At 64.5% G+C, this 16,996-nt stretch carries 13 protein-coding genes; all 13 read right to left on the minus strand.

Annotated features, from left to right (window positions below):
- Positions 1-663: a 2-hydroxychromene-2-carboxylate isomerase gene (locus tag GGD67_RS11050; protein WP_179732659.1), complete on the minus strand. Its 663-nt coding sequence runs from the start codon at positions 661-663 to the stop codon at positions 1-3.
- Positions 660-1,148, minus strand: coding sequence for a DUF2867 domain-containing protein (locus tag GGD67_RS11055; protein ID WP_018319452.1), 489 nt, complete (start codon positions 1,146-1,148; stop codon positions 660-662). Before GGD67_RS11055 ends, GGD67_RS11050 begins: the two co-directional genes overlap by 4 nt.
- Positions 1,145-2,539 (minus strand): MATE family efflux transporter, encoded by a 1,395-nt coding sequence (locus GGD67_RS11060; protein WP_179732662.1) that lies wholly within the window; start codon positions 2,537-2,539, stop codon positions 1,145-1,147. Before GGD67_RS11060 ends, GGD67_RS11055 begins: the two co-directional genes overlap by 4 nt.
- Positions 2,540-2,741: 202 nt before the next feature.
- Positions 2,742-4,037 (minus strand): UDP-N-acetylglucosamine 1-carboxyvinyltransferase, encoded by a 1,296-nt coding sequence (gene murA, locus GGD67_RS11065; RefSeq protein ID WP_092251522.1) that lies wholly within the window; start codon positions 4,035-4,037, stop codon positions 2,742-2,744.
- A gap of 134 nt (positions 4,038-4,171) precedes the next feature.
- Positions 4,172-4,639, minus strand: a complete 468-nt coding sequence (locus GGD67_RS11070; protein WP_018319455.1) for a hypothetical protein — start codon at positions 4,637-4,639, stop codon at positions 4,172-4,174.
- 83 nt (positions 4,640-4,722) lie between these two features.
- On the minus strand, positions 4,723-5,361 hold the full coding sequence (locus GGD67_RS11075; RefSeq protein WP_179732663.1) for a phospholipid scramblase-related protein: 639 nt from the start codon (positions 5,359-5,361) through the stop codon (positions 4,723-4,725).
- A 675-nt stretch (positions 5,362-6,036) separates the two neighbouring features.
- Positions 6,037-7,932 carry a TniQ family protein gene (locus tag GGD67_RS11080; protein WP_179732665.1) on the minus strand — a complete coding sequence of 632 codons (1,896 nt, stop codon included), beginning with the start codon at positions 7,930-7,932 and terminating at the stop codon, positions 6,037-6,039.
- Positions 7,895-9,682: a TniQ family protein gene (locus GGD67_RS11085; protein ID WP_179732668.1), complete on the minus strand. Its 1,788-nt coding sequence runs from the start codon at positions 9,680-9,682 to the stop codon at positions 7,895-7,897. The genes GGD67_RS11080 and GGD67_RS11085 overlap by 38 nt, the downstream gene beginning before the upstream one ends.
- Positions 9,669-10,772: a TniB family NTP-binding protein gene (locus tag GGD67_RS11090; RefSeq protein ID WP_179732670.1), complete on the minus strand. Its 1,104-nt coding sequence runs from the start codon at positions 10,770-10,772 to the stop codon at positions 9,669-9,671. The genes GGD67_RS11085 and GGD67_RS11090 overlap by 14 nt, the downstream gene beginning before the upstream one ends.
- Before the next feature lie 22 nt (positions 10,773-10,794).
- On the minus strand, positions 10,795-13,200 hold the full coding sequence (locus GGD67_RS39870; protein ID WP_179732671.1) for a Mu transposase C-terminal domain-containing protein: 2,406 nt from the start codon (positions 13,198-13,200) through the stop codon (positions 10,795-10,797).
- Between the two features lie 38 nt (positions 13,201-13,238).
- Positions 13,239-13,955, minus strand: coding sequence for a hypothetical protein (locus GGD67_RS11100; RefSeq protein WP_179732673.1), 717 nt, complete (start codon positions 13,953-13,955; stop codon positions 13,239-13,241).
- A gap of 243 nt (positions 13,956-14,198) precedes the next feature.
- The gene (locus GGD67_RS11105; RefSeq protein WP_179732675.1) at positions 14,199-16,352 is read right to left on the minus strand and encodes an AAA family ATPase; all 2,154 of its coding nucleotides are present in this window, start codon (positions 16,350-16,352) and stop codon (positions 14,199-14,201) included.
- On the minus strand, positions 16,349-16,939 hold the full coding sequence (locus GGD67_RS11110) for a hypothetical protein (RefSeq protein ID WP_179732677.1): 591 nt from the start codon (positions 16,937-16,939) through the stop codon (positions 16,349-16,351). The genes GGD67_RS11105 and GGD67_RS11110 overlap by 4 nt, the downstream gene beginning before the upstream one ends.
- Positions 16,940-16,996: the final 57 nt, after the last annotated feature.

The following is a 16,996-nucleotide window of genomic DNA, read 5'->3' on the forward strand; positions in this document are numbered from 1 at the left end:
TCAATGTCGGTCCGGACGCTTCGTCAGCCCCTTGCCCTGCATGCGCCAGAGCAAGAGATCGATGCGGTCCTGGCCGAAGAACGGCTCGTTCTCGAATACGAAGGTCGGCACCCCCCAATGGCCGGAGGCGGCGTGATCCTTCTCGTTTCCGGCGATCACCTGCTCGTAGCGATCCGCGTCGGCGCTGATCGCTTCATCCATCGCGGCGAGGTCGAAGCCGGCGCTCTCGGCGGCGCGCGCGAGATGATCGCCTTCGTTCCAGCCTGCCACCGAGCCGTCCCACAGCACGCGCGCGATCGCGGAGCTGAATGCGAGCGAGCGTCCCTCGAGCTGCGCCAAGGCGCCGAGGCGGGTCAGGCGGTGGATGTAGGGTTGCTCGGCCGCGACATCGAACGTCGTCTTGTCCTGCACGATCGGATCGGGCCGGGGAAAGCGAAACGGAATGCCCTCGTGCTGCGCCACGCGCGTGCTGTCGAGCACCACATAGCGAATGAAGTTCGGGCTGGCCTTCTTGAAGAAGCCGGGCACGCGGACCGCGAGCGGATAGACCGGCCGCAGGTTCACGGCGAGATCGTAGTCTTCGACGAGCTTCAGCGTCTTCGGCAGCGCCAGATAGCTGAAAGGGCTGCGGAAGGAGAAGAACAGATCGACGGACAGCGTCATCGCGCCGGCTCCACGATGCGCCCCATCATGGCGCGGACGACGAGCTTGTGGAAGGGTGTGATGAGGGCGAGGTAGGTTCGGCCCAGAAGATTATGCGTCCGCACCAGCGTGGTCGAGGTCACCTGCCGGCTTGTGGCACCTCCTGCAACATCGACCACGATGCGGAAGTCGAGGTGGTAATCGTCGAAACCCGCGACCAGACGCTCGGGCGTTTCGTCGACCACCGGAAACAGGCCGATCAATCCGTGCGGAGCCGGTGCGCCTTCGCCCGATGTCTTCAGCCCGAACGGCGTCACCAGAATGTTGCGCAGGCGGAGCAGCACGTCGATCCAGCGGGGCCCGTGCAGCACCATCCGGGTGCAGGCCTCGCGGGCATTCACCGTCGCTGCGCCGATCTCGACGCGGAACGCGTCGACGAATTGCGCGCCTGCCAGCAGCGTGATGGCATCGACCTCGGGCGTGACTTCGCGGACGGTCCCGTTCATCCCGCCAGTCTGCGCGTCAGCATCCGGAAGCGCAAGATCAAGAGCCCGGCATAAACGAACGTCCCGAGCGAAAACCCGACCCAGACACCGACCGCGCCGAGCCCGACGTTGAAGGCCAGTACCCAGGCGATGGGAAAGGCGATGCCCCAGTAGCCGATTGCCGCGAACAGCAGCGTCATTCTCGTATCGTTGATGCCGCGCAGCGCGCCGCCCATGATGGTCTGCAGGCCGTCGGCGATGAAGAAGGTGGCGCCGACCAGCAGCAGCGTTGCGGTCAGCTCGATGGTGGCCACGCTCGCCTCGCTGCTGCCGAAGAACAGCCGGCCCAGCTGATAGCGGCCGAGGATGATGGCGATCGTCAGGGCGGAGACGAGCGCCATGCCGAGCACGGCGGCGACGAGCCCGGCGCGCTTCACCGCCGCCGGCTCGCCGCGGCCGAAGGCGTGGCCGACCCGCACGGTGGCCGCCATGCCGATGCCGAGCGGCACCATGAACAGCACGGCGGTGATCTGCAGCGCGATCTGATGCGCGGCAATCGCAGCGGTCGAGATCAACCCCATCAGCAGTGCCGCCGAGGAGAACAGGCCATATTCCAGCAGCAGCGAAAACGAGATCGGCGCGCCGATCGCAATCAGCTGGCGCATCAGGGGCCAATCGATCCGCCATAGGCGGGCGAGCGGGCGGTAGTCCGAAAACGGCTTGCACAGCCCTGCGATGGCGAGCACGGCGATGAACGTGCCGAGATTGACGATCGTGGTCGCAAGTCCGGCGCCGAACAGGCCGAGCTCCGGCAGGCCGAACAGGCCGTGGATCAGGGCATAGACCAGCGCGGCATTGACCGGAATCGCCGCGAGCGTGATCCACAACGGCGGCTGCGGCCGGTTCACTGCGCTCATCATGCTGCGCAGCGCGATGAAGCCGAGCGCCGGCGCGATGCCCCAGGCCAGGCCGTTGAGGTAGCGCTGCGCCAGGGCAGCCGATTGCGGCGCCTGTCCGAGCGCGAGCAGGATCCGCTCGCCATAGAGCGGCGAGGCCATCATCGGCAGCGAGATCAGCAATGCGACCCACAGGCCGACGCGCAAGGAGCGGCGGATCAGCCTGACATCTCCGGCGCCAAACGCCTGCGCGGCCAGCGGCGACACCGCAGCCATCAATCCGAGCCCGAAGGTGAAGCTGACGAAATAGACCGTGTGCGCCAGCGCCGCCGCGGCTACCGCATCCTCGCCAAGCCGTCCGATCAGCGCGAGATCGGTCGTGATCATCGCGATCTGCCCGAGCTGCGTCAGCATCATCGGCACGGCCAGCCGCAGCGTCTCGACGAATTCTTCGGCGAGATGGTTTTGCGGCACGCCGGCTTGCGGCTGCGATCGATGTTGCACGGTGTCGAGCATGGCGGCTCATTAGCACGGCCGCGCGACGAAAACATGGCCCGTGAGAACGAGACGTGAGGTGCTCTATCCGCTAGCTCGGTCTCGTAGGGTGGGCAAAGGCGCGTTTGCGCCGTGCCCACCACCTCGTCAATACTGCAACAGAAGCGTGGGCACGCTTCGCTTTGCCCACCCTACGATACTGTGGTTGGGATGAGGGCGAACCTCAGCCCTTCCGCTCCGGCACGCGCGTGATCTTCGCCCCCAGCGCGTTCAGCCGTTCCTCGATGCGCTCATAGCCGCGCTCGATCTGGTCGGCGTTGTTGATGGTGGAGGTGCCCTGGGCGCACACGGCGGCCAGCAGCATCGCCATGCCGGCGCGGATGTCGGGCGAGGTCATCGTCGCGCCGTGCAGGCGGCTGGGCCCTGCGATGATGGCGCGGTGCGGGTCGCACAGCACGATGCGCGCGCCCATTGCGATCAGCTTGTCGACGAAGAACATCCTGGATTCGAACATCTTCTCGAACATCAGGATCACGCCCTCGCATTGCGTGGCGGTGACGATCGCGATCGACATCAGATCGGCCGGGAAGGCCGGCCAGGGCTGGTCTTCCAGCTTCGGCACGTGGCCGCCGAAATCGTCCTGGATCTTCAGCGTCTGGTTCGCCGGCACGATCAGGTCGTCGCCCTCGACGCGGCAGACGATGCCGAGCCGCTCGAAACCCATGCGGATCGAGCGCAGATGCTCGACGCCGGCGCGCGTGATGCGAAGCGGCGAGCGCGTCACGGCGGCAAGCCCGATCAGCGAGCCGACCTCGATATGGTCGGGCTGGATCCGATAGGTCGCTTCTCCCAGCGTTGCCGGCCCATGAATGATCATGGTGTTGGTGCCGATGCCCTCGATCTTCGCACCGAGCGCGACCAGGAAGTTGGCGAGATCCTGCACATGCGGCTCGGAGGCCGCGTTGCGCAAATGGGTGACGCCGTCGGCGGCGACCGCCGCCACCAGCGCGTTCTCCGTCGCGGTGACGCTCGGCTCGTCCAGGAACACGTCCGCGCCGGCAAGCTTGGGCGCGCGGAATTCGAGCCGGTCGGTCGCGGTGACCCTGGCGCCGAGCTGCTCCAGCGCCAGCACATGGGTGTCCAGGCGGCGGCGGCCGATGACGTCGCCGCCGGGCGGCGGCAGCATCACCTCGCCGCAGCGCGCCAGCAGGGGGCCCGCGAGCAGGATCGAGGCGCGGATGCGCACGCACAGCTCAGGGTCGAGATCGGCGGCGCGGATGCTCTTGGCATGGATGTGAAGCGTGTTGCGCCCGGTCCATTCCGCCGCCGCGCCGACCGAGCGGATCAGCTCGACCAGCGTCTCGGTGTCGCGGATGCGCGGCACATTCTCCAGCGTCACCGGATGCTCGGTGAGCAGCGCCGCGGCGATGATCGGCAGCGCCGAATTCTTGTTGCCGGACGGCTCGATCGAGCCCGAGAGCCGGTGACCGCCCTCGACGATGTATTGGATGGGCGCCACGGGGTTCTCGCTGTCTTGTTGGGTGGGCGGGCCTGTTTCGGGCGGAAACTACAAAGAATTGAGCAGGGGAGCAATTCCGCACTTGTTGCGGCGGAAGGCCACTCGGCGGCCGAGGAAACCCGTCGGACCCGCGTTTAGAACAGACCGATAACATTCGCCACCACATAAAGGATGACGATCAGCATCAGCACGCCCATGGCCAGGAAGGAGATTTCGACGGCAATGGCGCCGGCCCCAAGCGCGGCCGCGACGCCGGCCAGCAGCCGCTCTTCGCGAAACACCAGCGCGAGGACCGAGAGCAGGATGGCAAGCAGGCCGAGCGAGATCGCAGCGATCGAGGACGCCTCCCTCAATTGGCTCCCCGTCGACTTCTCCCGCGGCGGGGCCTGGTACTCGACGCCCTTGACGCGTGCGATCAGGCGATCCTTCAGTCGATGGCCGGTGTCGACGATCACTTTGTCCGCCGGCGGTGGCGGGTAGATCGCAGGTATGACCCAATGCGGCAACACGGCCGCGATCAGCGCCAGCACGCCGACGATGCTACCGATCACGCCGAGACGGCGGGATGGCGCGGCGGAACTGGTCGTTGCAGAGGCGGTCATGGCGTGACACTTCCCGGCCGGAATTGGCCTTGTGGGTCGGTTCAGGGAGCTGCGGTGGACAAGCGAGAGAGGTCCGCCGCGCTTCAATTGCGGAACAAGTTGATGACGCCGCCCTCGCCTTTGACTTCGAAATACATCAGATCGATGTAGATCGCAGCGGCAAGAACCAGCGCTCGCTCATCTTCCGTCAGGCCGGGGTCTAGATATTCCACGAGAAAACTATCGCGGTCCGTAAACAGTTCGGAGGCAAGGCCGGACCATTTTTTCGCGACGCGCGCGTGCTCGTTCGCTCCACGCATGAACGGGAACGTCCACACGCGCCAAAATGGCGAACTGACCTCGAGCACCACTCTCCCCTGCGCATCGATCACATGGAATGTCTTGGTGAGAATCGAAAACTGACGCTCGATCGTTCCGATGAGCCGGCCGTCGCGCGAATGCAGTTCCAGACACTGAAAGAACCAGCGGAAGGGATGAACCCCGCGCATGACCGTCTGTCGGGTGTTGTCGAAAAAATGGATCTCGAAAGAGCGCCAATGTCCAAATACTTGGCGCCCCAAGAAGCCGAGAAGTCCCTTTTGCTGTTCAGCCGCATAGAGCAGATCGCGACCATTTTGATCGCAGATGCGGTACTTATTGCGGGTTTCCAAACCGAAGAGCTCGGCCAATTCGAAGGCCTGCTGCACGAACATTTGGCGCTGGCCAGCTAAAGTCGACAACATTCGTTCGGACCTCTTCCAGTGCCGGCTACGTCATTTTGTCGCGATGGCAGGTGGGGAGGTTCAGGTGGTGGTGTTGCGGTGAAGGTGGTGCGCTCCCTCTCCCGCTTGCGGGGGAGGGCTGGGGTGGGGGTGCTTCCGCAGCGGGATCGTCGAATTTACCGAGAATATCTCCGCGAGGAGAAAGCCCTCACCCGCCGCGCTCTGCGAGCGCGTCGGCCTCTCCCGCAAGCGGGAGTGGCGATGTCGGGCAACGGATAAACCCTGACTCATGTGTTCCGAATTGGCCAATGGAATCAGTTATCCTCGCCGTCTGTCTAACACATAGGCCTGACTCACTTACGGCCAATTCCCTGACTCAAAGCGGTAGGTCTAACGCAATACCCTGACTCAAGCGACAAACGTCGCTCGCCTTGGTTGCATGCGGCGAAAACGGCGGAATTCGCGCTCGATGGAACGTCGAATTGCGCAGTAGGAAGCGTTAATGCCGGACGGCTCAGCGCCGATGGCAACCGTGGAACGTTAAGAAATTGCCGTGTTGATGGGCCGCGCAGGCTTCAAAGCCCTCGGGGCGCGAGCGCTTCCGCGTAGAGGCGAGACTGCAGTCGGAGATAGCTTTTCCCAATCTCTCGATGTCCGGATCACGCCGAAGGAAGACAGAATTGATCCGGTCGGATCCTAAGCTACCGGGCTGCGCTTCAAGAGGTCGGCTCGGCGATAGAAGTATTGTCCGACCTCGTCCTTGCCTATGGCGGGTTCGATGCCTTGGCGACGAAGGCTCTGAACCAGCGTTCGCACATGCGTGCGCCGTTCGGCTGCGATCTCCGTCGCCGTGACATACGTCCTGGAGAACTCGGCCAAGGTCTCGGGAGCGATTAGCATCCTGGAGCGATTGCGCAAACCTGTATTGGCGGACGTGACATCCAGATGCCCAAGTCGAATGAGCTTTCCGATCACCTCCCACGTCAGCCCCAACGTTTCGCGGGCGGCTTCCACCGAGCGCCCCTCGTCGGCTGCCCCTCCCGTGTCGCGAAGCTCCTTGACGCATTCGAGGTCCACCAGGATCCGCATCATGCCCGCCGCACCCTTGAGGTCGCCGGCGCAATGCAACCTTCCGTCGATCAGCGCGGAAACGATTTCCACGGTGGAAGTTTGCGCACGCTTGCCCGCGAGGACGACGTCGCAGAGATCGCCGGCGTCGTGCAGCTCAGGCGCGTCGGACAGCAATCCTCCGACGAAATCGTCGAGGTCGCGGACCCGGAAGACATGCTCCTTCACGCCGGTTGACAAGTGCAGGAACGGCTTCAAGAGGCCAGCGTCGCAGAGCGCGGCCATAGGCACACGCGGCAACGCCAGACGGTCACGCGCCTGGTTCAAAGTGATGGCATCGCGCAGTTCGCCCGAGACCTTCTCGATGACCGACGACTTGAGCGCGATCTGCCAGTTCTGCTTGCCTTCGCTGGTCTCGTCGAGATGGCCCAAGGCCCTTAGGATCCGGCGCGCAGCGGACGGCACCACGCCCATTGCCTTGCTCGCATGCCATAGGGTGTAGACCCGCCTCTCTCCAACAGGCCGACCGAACAGAATATCCTCCGGCCCGAGCGGTACGTTCTCCATCGCATGCTCGCGGACCAATTCTCTGATGGGATTGTAGGCATCGCTGCGCGTGTCGTGCGACAGCCATTCGTAGATGCGTCCGTACACGACGCGAGGTCCCCACTTGCCTTGCTGGATGTCGGCGGACGCGACGAGGTCGTCCAGAAAGCGGAAAAAGCTCTCGCGCCCTTCCGCGAATACTTCGTAGCCGGCGACCAGCGCCTCGCGCTCTCCTACCTCGCCTCCGAAAGACGTGAAGCCGCGGACGCCGGCGGCGGCGACCGCGCCGATGCGGTCCATCACGCGAATGGCGTTCCAGAGCGGAAGCCCATCCAGGATCGTCGACGCTACCCGCGGCATGAATCCCAATCGCCCGAGCAGGTAGGCCTCGGCTCGGACGTCGTCGACATGGGTGGGGGCGGTCATCGCGAGATCGCACTGACTACCGGCGGCGTAACGCACGTCGAGACTCTCATGGTCGATCCTCATCGAAGGATCGGCCGGATCGCTTTCCACCAAAGCGACGCCGTGCAGCGGGCACACCGAGATCCGCACCACATTCCACCAGGAGCGGATATGCGGAAGAAAGTCGACGCGACTGTCCTGACGCTCCAGGTCGCCTTTCAGGCAGGCCGGGCACACGCGCAACGACGCGTAAGACCAATCGTCCCGATGCAGCACCTCTCCGTTAAGCCTGACACGCTCGTCATCGTCGCAACGGAAGGTGACGGCGTCCAGCCTTGCGGTCTCGGTCCCGGCAAAAGCGGCGATCTCCGTGTTGCGATGTCCGTCGACGATCCCATTCTTCGGGAGCTTGTGGTCGCCGGCGAACGACTGAAGGGAGCGAACACCATTGCGTCGCGCCATTCTGCTCGCCAATGCGTAGGCCGGCTCGTCGTCCCACAGGGGCACGTTGGCGTTGAACGGCCGATGCAGCATTTCAGCTTCTCTCGGCAGCGGCGCGAAGTCGCCGGTCAAGTCCGCGCGTCCGGACGACGTCAGCGCGCCGATAGAAGACCTGACGGCAACGCGGCGGCGCAGCAGCCGGCGTCGTGCCGGCGTCCGAAAGCGTCTTCATCAAAGTTCGTGGCCTGACGCCGAGCGCCCGCGCAAGCCGGGCGCCGGACACGTAATCGCGACGGAAGGCGTCCATCGCCGCAGCCGAAATCCTGCGCCTACGGGCGCGGACCAGTCCGAGGCGCACCAGTCCGCGCATCGTCTCCCATTTGACGTCGAGCGACCTGGCAGCGTCCTCGACCGTCATCGCGTCGCGCGAGCGCTTGCCTTGCAGCCGCAGGTCCGAGACGCACACGAACAGTCGCTGCAACCCATGGCCCGCGCCGACGCCGCAAGCCGTCAGGTCGCCGCCTACCATCGCGACGACGGCGACATCGATCGTGCAGCGGGCAATCCTGCACGCCGCCGGGAGAGGCGCAGCACCAGCGGCGACGAACTTCGTGGGTGCGTCCTTCGAAAGCCGATCGAGAAGCGTCTGGACCTCGTCCCGTCGCACGGGAGCTTCCCGGCCGAAGACACCGGCGGCGACGAGCTTGCGCGTCTGGGTCCGGCCGATCCCAAGGAATTCCGACAGCGAGCCGACGCCTAGCAGGTTGCTGCCTTCGTTCTGTATCTCGTCGATCGCGGCGGACGGAATGCGGATCGGCGTGCCTCGCCGGGTACGCGCGGGAAGATGGCCACGACGCTTGAGCTCGCGACGCGCGCGTTCGAATCCCATGGCCAAGCGGGCGGCCGCATGGCTGACCGAGCACACGTCCGTGGGCGCCTCCGTCACGCCGAACACACTCCGCGAAATCGACAGACCATGCTCCAAGGCGTGCTGGCGGATGTGCCGCTTCAAGAGGTTCGCGATCGGGCCGGACTCCAATCCGAAGACGCGTTCGTAAAGCCGCCCATACGACCTGGCCGCCCCCCATCTGCCGAGACCGGTTCCAGATACGGCGACTATACGATTCAACAGCGCATCGAAGGCCGCCGGCCACCGCGAGAAGACGTCGAAACCCGCGTGAAGCAGTTCGTGCCGTTCGATCCCGGTGTGCTTTCCCGCGATGGCGGCGGCGCCGACAGTACCAAGCGCATCGATCGCATCGGCAAGCGAGCCCGCGTCGAGAGAGACATCGACGATGCGAGGTCCCGCGCCCAATCTGCCGAGAACGTAGGCGTCGCCCATGGCATCACCGACCGATGCTCCGACCTGATCCGCGAGCGCATGCCCCCTCGGACACTCGCCGACCGCGGTGCTCCGGAAGTCGAGACGTTCGCCGCAACGCCGGCACCGGTCGATCAGCTTCACCCGATGGCGCGGACAGACCGTCGTCGCCCGCACGTCCCACCAGGTCCGATGCCATTGACGCGGAAGGCGAGAATCCGCCGCAGCGGCCGCGTCTTCCCTGAGACAGTCCGGGCAGGCACGCCGGCCGACATGCACGGACCACTGCCGCGGCCGCAAAGTCTCCCCTCGCAGCGATACGCCGCCAACCCCGACCTGACCGGTATCAAACGAAAGATCGCTGGGCTCAATCGTGGCAGCTGCGGCCACGACGTCCACGCCTCGCCCTTGCGCGAACTTGAACCAGGGAACGCCGATCTGGATCAACATCTCCGGCAGATGCGGAACACCATGCGCGGCAGCGACGCGCATCAGATATCCAATCATCCCTTCGCCGTCGTTGCGCCGGGGCCGGATCGCGATGATTTCAGTCTTCCTCATCGCCCTCGTCGCCGTCAGCCTTCTTGTCCATAATCCCTCGCAGGAACGTTTTGTCGTCCTCCATTTCGTCTTTAGCCTTAGGGATCTTGAAATCGCTCACGTTGGCGACCAGGAAAGGATTCTTCCGAGCGTCCGCCGCATAGGGGCGCTTGTAGGCCTCCGCGAGATACTCCTTCGTGATCTTGTCGTCGTCGAGCGACAGCGCGATCGTCGCGGCTTCTTGCGCGAACCAGGCCATGCGCCCGAGAAGGCCGCGGGAAGCCAGGAAGAAGCGATGCGGCATGTCGCCGTCGGTGAATCCGCAGGTGGCCATGCCGATGTTCTTCTCCAGCCTGGACAGGAACGCCGAGATTTTCCTTGCGTCCTTAACGGGGTCCATGGGCGGGAGTTCGACGAAATGCGAGCGGCGCTGGAGCTCGCTGTAGCGTTTGACGAAGTCCTGCAACTCCGTCAGTCCCGCGACCACGATCTGCATCGGATTGGTCTCGGACACCATCAGCGACTTCAGCGTCATCGCGATCTTCTTGCGTTCCTCCATGTTCCTGCCGACCAGCACGTTGTGCATCTCGTCGATGACCAAGATCGCCACGCCCTGGGCGGAGAGGTTGGCCTCGACGCGCTCCCAGACTTCGTGCTCTCTCAGCGACTTCTTCGGATGATATCCGAGCCGGCGAAGGATGCGTAGGCCCAAGGTCCTCAACACGCAGGGCGAAGGCGCCGTCACCCGAAGAAGCGGCCGGTAGAGCCCCTCCGCCGTCTGCTCCTCCTGCAGTTCCGGATGCTTCATGAGCTGCTTGATGATATGCGTCTTGCCGGCCCCGGTGCGTCCGTGCAGAACGAGGCAATTGCCCTCGATGCCACCGTCCACGCGGTCGAGCAGGCCGTCGAAATACTGTTTGGCCGCGGCAGTCTTGCCGGTCGAGATGTCGATCGAACGGATGGCGGCCATCTTGGCGCGACGCGCCAGCCGCCTGCGATCGTTCGTACGGATTCGGTTAAACTTGCGCTCGGGGTCGACCTCCACGAAAAGACCCTCGTCGACGTCGCGGTTCGCCTCGGCGCCAAACGCGCTCTTACCTTTGTCCGTCATCGGTCTCGCTCTCCGCCGGCGGTCATGCGCCGAAATGCTCGTCGTCGTCCTCGTCCACGAGCCTGCGCGGACCTTTAGTCGTTCCGCTCGCAACCGGTGGCTCGTCATCCGGCGCCAAAGGCGGGGTGACGTCGTGGTCCGGAGGAGTTTCGACGGCGTCAGCAGCACTGACTTCCGTCTCGTCCGGAGCCAGCGACGGGGCCTCGGCCCCATCCGACGCGGGTGTCTGCGCGACCGAGTCGTCGTCGGTCGCTTCGGTCGGTTTGCCCCGACTCGCCGCGCGGAACTCCGCCAGACGCTCTTTTTCCTCCAGATCCTCGATGTCGCGGGAAACCTCTAGCTCACGCTCCTTCAGTTCACGGCCCGGAAGATCGACGTCGACGATGGGATAGCCTTTCGCCTTCGACGCCGGCTCGACCATCGTCGGATCGTCGGCAGGCGCCTCGGCGCCGAGAGGCGCGGACTTCGCCCGAGCGCGCTGCTCCTTCTTCCGCTGCGCGCCCGGCGTGGTCGCCGCCTTCGCGTGCGCGTCCGGATCCGAAAGATCGGCGTCGACTTCGTATTTCGGGTTGTTGAGCTCGCTCTCGATCCAGCTGTATTCCGCGACCGTGATCTTGCCGCGCGGCCGGTTGCCCATGGCCTGAGCCTCCAGGATCAAAGCCTCGCGCGCACGCAGCAGCCTGCCGCGGCTGACGCGCTGGCCCCGCTCGGTGGCCGCCTTCGCATTGGCGACGACGTCCATCCACATCTTCAACGTCAGGCCCTCGACCAGGTCGGGCTGCTGGCAACGGATAGGAACCCAGCGCTTCTTCGCCTCGTCGAGGACGAGCATCACGGAAAGGTCCAGGGGGTCGACCTTGACCATCCACTCCTTGCCCATGTGACCGGACCGGCGCATCGCGCGCAGCGCCTCGTCGCGATAAGTGAGGCCCATGAAGGTGATGCCGTCGCCCTGAATGGTGCGATTGACGACGAGACCGATCAACGGCGTTAGATCCGCCGCTTCCGGTGGCATCCGGACGCCGCAGCCCGACAGAGCCTCCCAGCGCTGCAGCGGCGTCTGGCCGAAGGAACGGCTATTCGGCCTGTTGTGATAGATGTCGACGACCCACCGCGTGAACAGACGCTGCGCGTCCTGCAGCGTCATCCGCGCGTTCCCCTCCGAGTCGTAGTCGAGGCGTTCCTGCACGTTCGAAAACGTCCGGCCCGGAAACACGCTTAGGAAGTCTCTGGCGACCTCGCGGAAGAACCGCTCGACCTTGCCCTTTAGATTGGGCTTGCCAACCGGCACCAGGCGGAGCTCGAACTGAAGCTGGCCGGCCGCTGCCACAAGCGAGGTCGAACGATAGGCCGCGCCGTTGTCCACCTTGACCATCTCCGGAACGCCGAACACCGGATAAGGCGACTCGGCTCCGCTGTCGGCGAGATCCTTCTTCAGGACCGTCATGCGTAGAGCCTGCATCACGGTGGACCAGCTCGGCCGGTCCTTGCTGATGTGCCAGCCGACGATCATGCCTGTCGCCAGGCAGATGCCGGCCGTCAGATAGGCGCGTCCGCGGACCCTGCCGTTGGCATCGACGAGGATGATGTCGAGCGGCGTATCGTCGTATTCGACGATCTCCAACGGGCGCACGGCGACGGGCGCCTTCCTGGTAAGCCGGAACTGCTGGTCCGCTTCCTTCTTGCCCAGGCGAAAGAACGTCTGCGTGTATGGGTCGACGTTCTTCTTGATCCACCGCCGGACGGCCATCTCGCTGGGTGCAGAAAGGTCGCCGTCGCCGACGTTCTCATTGCGCTTCACCACCTTCTGGCATATGTAATCGTAGACGACCGTCAGCGGCGGCGCCTCCAGCGTCAGCCACTTCTCGCGCACGGCATCGGCGATGATCATGCGGATCGCCGGATCCATGCGGACCGTCTTCGTGTTGCCGCGCCGATGCCATCGCGGCGCGAGGGCGCCCAGCATGCGTCCGGACTTGCACCAGCGACCGTACCAATCGCGCAACGTCGATCCCGACACCGCTTCCAGCGGGACACCCGACGTCGCGCAGTTCTCCAACCTCGCACGGACGAATCTGCGATGACGCGCCACGATCTTGGCTATCGAGGCATAGCCTTCATCCGGACGCTTGCTGTACAGTTTGCGGCCGAAGAAGCGGTCGCAGGCGTTCACGTAGTCGAGCCGCTTGATCATCTCGGCCTGCTGCTCGACCGAAAAGCTCTCGAAAGGCCTCGAGACGACCTCTCTCAGTTCTTCCTTGAGCGCCGCCATGTGTTTGCGGACGATCTTCATCCGACCGGCCGGGTCGAAGTACAGATCGCGCAACTCGTCGCCAGTGAAAGTCCGCTGGATACCGCTTCCGATCGCCGAAAGCGTCAATGCGCCCGTCGTCCGGGAATCCTCTTTGTACCAGACGCCGTCGATCACGACAGCGTCGCCTGTGTTCAGTCGGATCAGCGGAGCGTTCATATGGCCACTCCAAGGGTCGCAGCGCCGCGCTCGTCTCCCGCGAACATCAGGACGGCCCTGTCGTCGAGCGGCGCGGTGCGATGCGCGGGGATCAACTGGCCCCGCGCGACCATCCTGACGATGGCCCAATAGGCCGCGTCGCCGAGCTTGGACGCCGCGCGAAGCTCGCGCACCGTCACGCGTGAGGTAATCCGGCGAATCTCGCGGATCGCGGTGAGGAGCGCCAACTGCACCTCGGCGGATTCGAATGGCGTCGTCGCCGACGCAACGAGAACGGCATTCAACAGCCGCGGCTCAGCCTTGAGCTCCCTGTCGGTCCAGAGCTCGAGATCGTCGTAGCCCTGATCCTTGGCCGTGGCCCGGGCGTAACCATAGAGTTCGTCGAGTCCGTATTTGACGACCTTCGCGAGCGGCTTCACCTCGACCAGGTATCGCTTGCCCGACGACAGCGTCACGCAGAAATCGAAGGTCGTCGTGTGGAAGTCGACCCCGTCGGACCATTCGATCGCCGCCGGCTGCTCAGTGTAGCTCGCGACGTCCCGGTCGGCTTCGAGCAACATGATGTAGTCGCGCTCGAGGATGCTTTCGTACTGGATCATCCGTTCATTGCGGACGGACGGGACGTAGCCGGTGAAATGCCCGCTGCGGTACGTCACGACCTTGCGACTGGCGTTGGACCGGCCGATGTGCATGGCGCGCGTTTGTACGCTCATTGGTTATGGCTTCCTTGGGAGGCGGCGGACGGGTCCGAGCCCTAGGCGGGAGACGGACCTGCAAGCTACTCAAATTGAGGTTGCGGAAAGGTTTTCCTCGCGCTCCGGCGATGACGGCGTGCTGAATCCTTGGTGAACCGGTGTTGGTGAACGGCTGGTAAGTTCGTCGTCAGGATCTGTCACTTGGTACCTGCGAGCGGTCGACGCCGTCCTGAGTCCAATGCCGTTCGACGTTCAACACGATCATGATTGCACTACCGTCTTGCTCACGCCGCGAACGGGCGGGTGCGCGTCGAAGATCGTGCGCACGGCGTCGCCGCTCAGGTGACGGCGACGCTGCAGCGCCTTCGCGACCGCAATGACCGCTTCCCGATACCTGTCCACGATTTTGTCCGCGCGCTCTTGCAATCTCTGCAAGTCGGCCTCGACGACCTCGCGCAGAGAGCGGTCGTAGCGGACCGCTTCCAAGGCGTCCTTCCGCGAGCCGAGGAAGGCGACAGTCCCGCCTACTCCCCAAGTCAGGTGGAGAGCCGAGATGACTTCCGTGGCAAGACCGATGTCGGAGCCCTCATCTCCACCGCCGCCGATCGATTCTCCGCTGGGGAACAGCACGCGCTCCGCCGCGCGTCCGCCCAAGAGCATGGTGGCTTGGTCTTCGATCGTGCGCCGGGTGGGCATGTCGTTCGCGTCGGCCTGGACCAGCGTGCGATTGGCACTACCGGTGCGGGCACCGACGACGCAGTGGCTTACCTTACCGAATCCGATCGCGAGCGCTGTGACGGCATGGCCCGCCTCATGGACACAGATGCGCCAATCGGTCTTCAACGGGATCTTCTCCGCCGTGAGGAGGGCCGCCCTGAGATCTCCCGCTGCGAGCGGCCGATCGGCGTGCCGGGCGATACGGCGCGCTTCGCGCACCAGAGCCATGACTTCCGCGCCCGTCGAGCGCTCCATCATCTCGGCGATCTCTCGGAGATGGCAATCCGCCAGGTCTCCCGCGACGTGGAACCGGAGCATATTCTCGACACCCGCGGCGTCCGCCCGCTGGAGCCTGACCATCTTTTCCAGGCGGCCGGGACGCAGCAGCGCGGGGTCAACGCCATGCGGATTATTGGTCGCGGCCACCACGATGACCCCGTGACGCGGCGAGCCAGTGGACGACGAGCCCATCGAATTATCCAGCCTGAGAAGCAGGTCGGTGACCAGCGGCAACCAATAGTCCTTGTTGCGCGAGCCCGAATTGGAGGAGTTGAAATCGTCCCGATTCGGGACAGCGTCAATCTCGTCCAAGAAGGCGATCGAGCAAGGATTCGCCAGCGCAGCACAGCGGTCGAAAACCGACCTCATTGCCCGGATAACATCGTCCAAATACCCACTTTTTGTGAACCATTCTGCGACGTTCGTGATGACGATGGGCACGCCGCATTCCTGGGCCAAAATGCGCGCATAGAGGGATTTCCCGCACCCCGGCTCTGACACTAGGCAAATTCCCTTTTGGAGGTCGCTCCATTTGGCTCTTCCCTCGCGAAACGCCATGATGTCCCGCGCAAGTTGTAATCCAAAAATTCTCGCCTCACCGTACTCTACGGCGTCCTTTAAAGGAGGCAGCCTGTCCTCGATGGTTTCACCCCGCGACGCCAACGTCGCAGCCTGCAGCCGCTGGACGATCTTCGCGGGACCGGATCCGGGCCGCAAGCAGGCGACCATGTCGTGCAGATCAAGGCCGATGCCGAGCCCGGGCGGGAGGTCTTTCGGCGTCCGCTTGGCGAAGCGCGCGATGGCCGTCGCCAGCACGGCCGGCTGGGGCACCCCGACGCGGATCGTGATGTCGACGGTGGAGAGCAGGGCACGCGGAAGCAGCGCGGCGTCGGCGGAAACGCCGGCCACGCACAATCCGCGCGCCAAATCGCGCGAGACCTCTTCCGACCCGACATCGCTGTTCAGGGTGCGGGTCTTGCCGTCCCGCGCCATCATCAGCCAGCGGCCTCCGAACGTGGCACGGAAGTAATCCTTCATGGGCCCGACCCAAGCCGGCGAGGGCACCATGACGATGACCGCGAGCGCCTGATTGTGCTCCAGCTTGCGGTAAGCCTCGTTGGAGACCGATGCCTCGAACGCCGCGCCGACCAGCGCGGTCATGGCGGAACGACGACTGCGTTTCGCCGGCTTGGACGGCGAGGCTTCGTCGTCATCACGATTGGTGTCGATCTCAGGATATTCGATCGGCGGCTTAGTGCTAAAGATCATGCGGGTTTTGTCGTCGGCAGCGTGGCGCGTGAAGACGTCCCTGGGCATAGCCTTGAGGTCGACCAAGCGCTTGGGCACCATCCGGTGGGCGCGAGCCGGCTTCTTAAGGCCCGGCTTCTTGGCCGTGCGACGCGAGGCGGACTTCTTCATGAACGAGACCTCACCAGGGAAAGCGGTCCGAGCGGCGCGGACATCAACTCGATTTCAAGAAGATCGTCGCAGAACATTGACATCACGGATGGCGTCGGATCGCGGTCCGACTGTATGCTCTCCAACAGGCGGACGAGATCCATCGGCCCCTCGTCGCGCAGCACCTGCAGGATGCGGATCCGCAGGCCGAGCGGCACGAAGCGACGATTGTGCGACCAGACCAGGTCCACGTTGGCCCGGCGCGGCTCCGCCTTCAGGTCCTCGGCCGTGACGACGAGGGGCTTGAGGTCGAGGTCCCGCAGCGCGATCTGAACGAGCTTCTCGTCGGCGACGTCGCGGAGCCTGCGTGCAGGAACGATGTCGAGAACGAAGCGACCGTCCTCGCGCGTGAGGACGACGGCGTCGAGATCTACCGGTACGGACGCAACATGTGCGGTCGCAACGTGAGCAATCGCCCGAACTTGCGGGTCGAGCGACGCCTGGACGAGGCCCGCTCGAAGAGCAGGATGTCGTGCCGGGATCGGGGCAGGTGCCTTGGCGGATACGAAGAAATCGGGGCGACTCCTGAGGAGCCTGCGGATGCGCATGTCGGAGCACTCGAAACCTGATTGAGGGGATGGGTGGTCTCGTTGCGCTTCTGGTCG

This window comes from Bradyrhizobium sp. IAR9, assembly GCF_013408065.1.
Classification (GTDB): Bacteria; Pseudomonadota; Alphaproteobacteria; order Rhizobiales; family Xanthobacteraceae; genus Bradyrhizobium.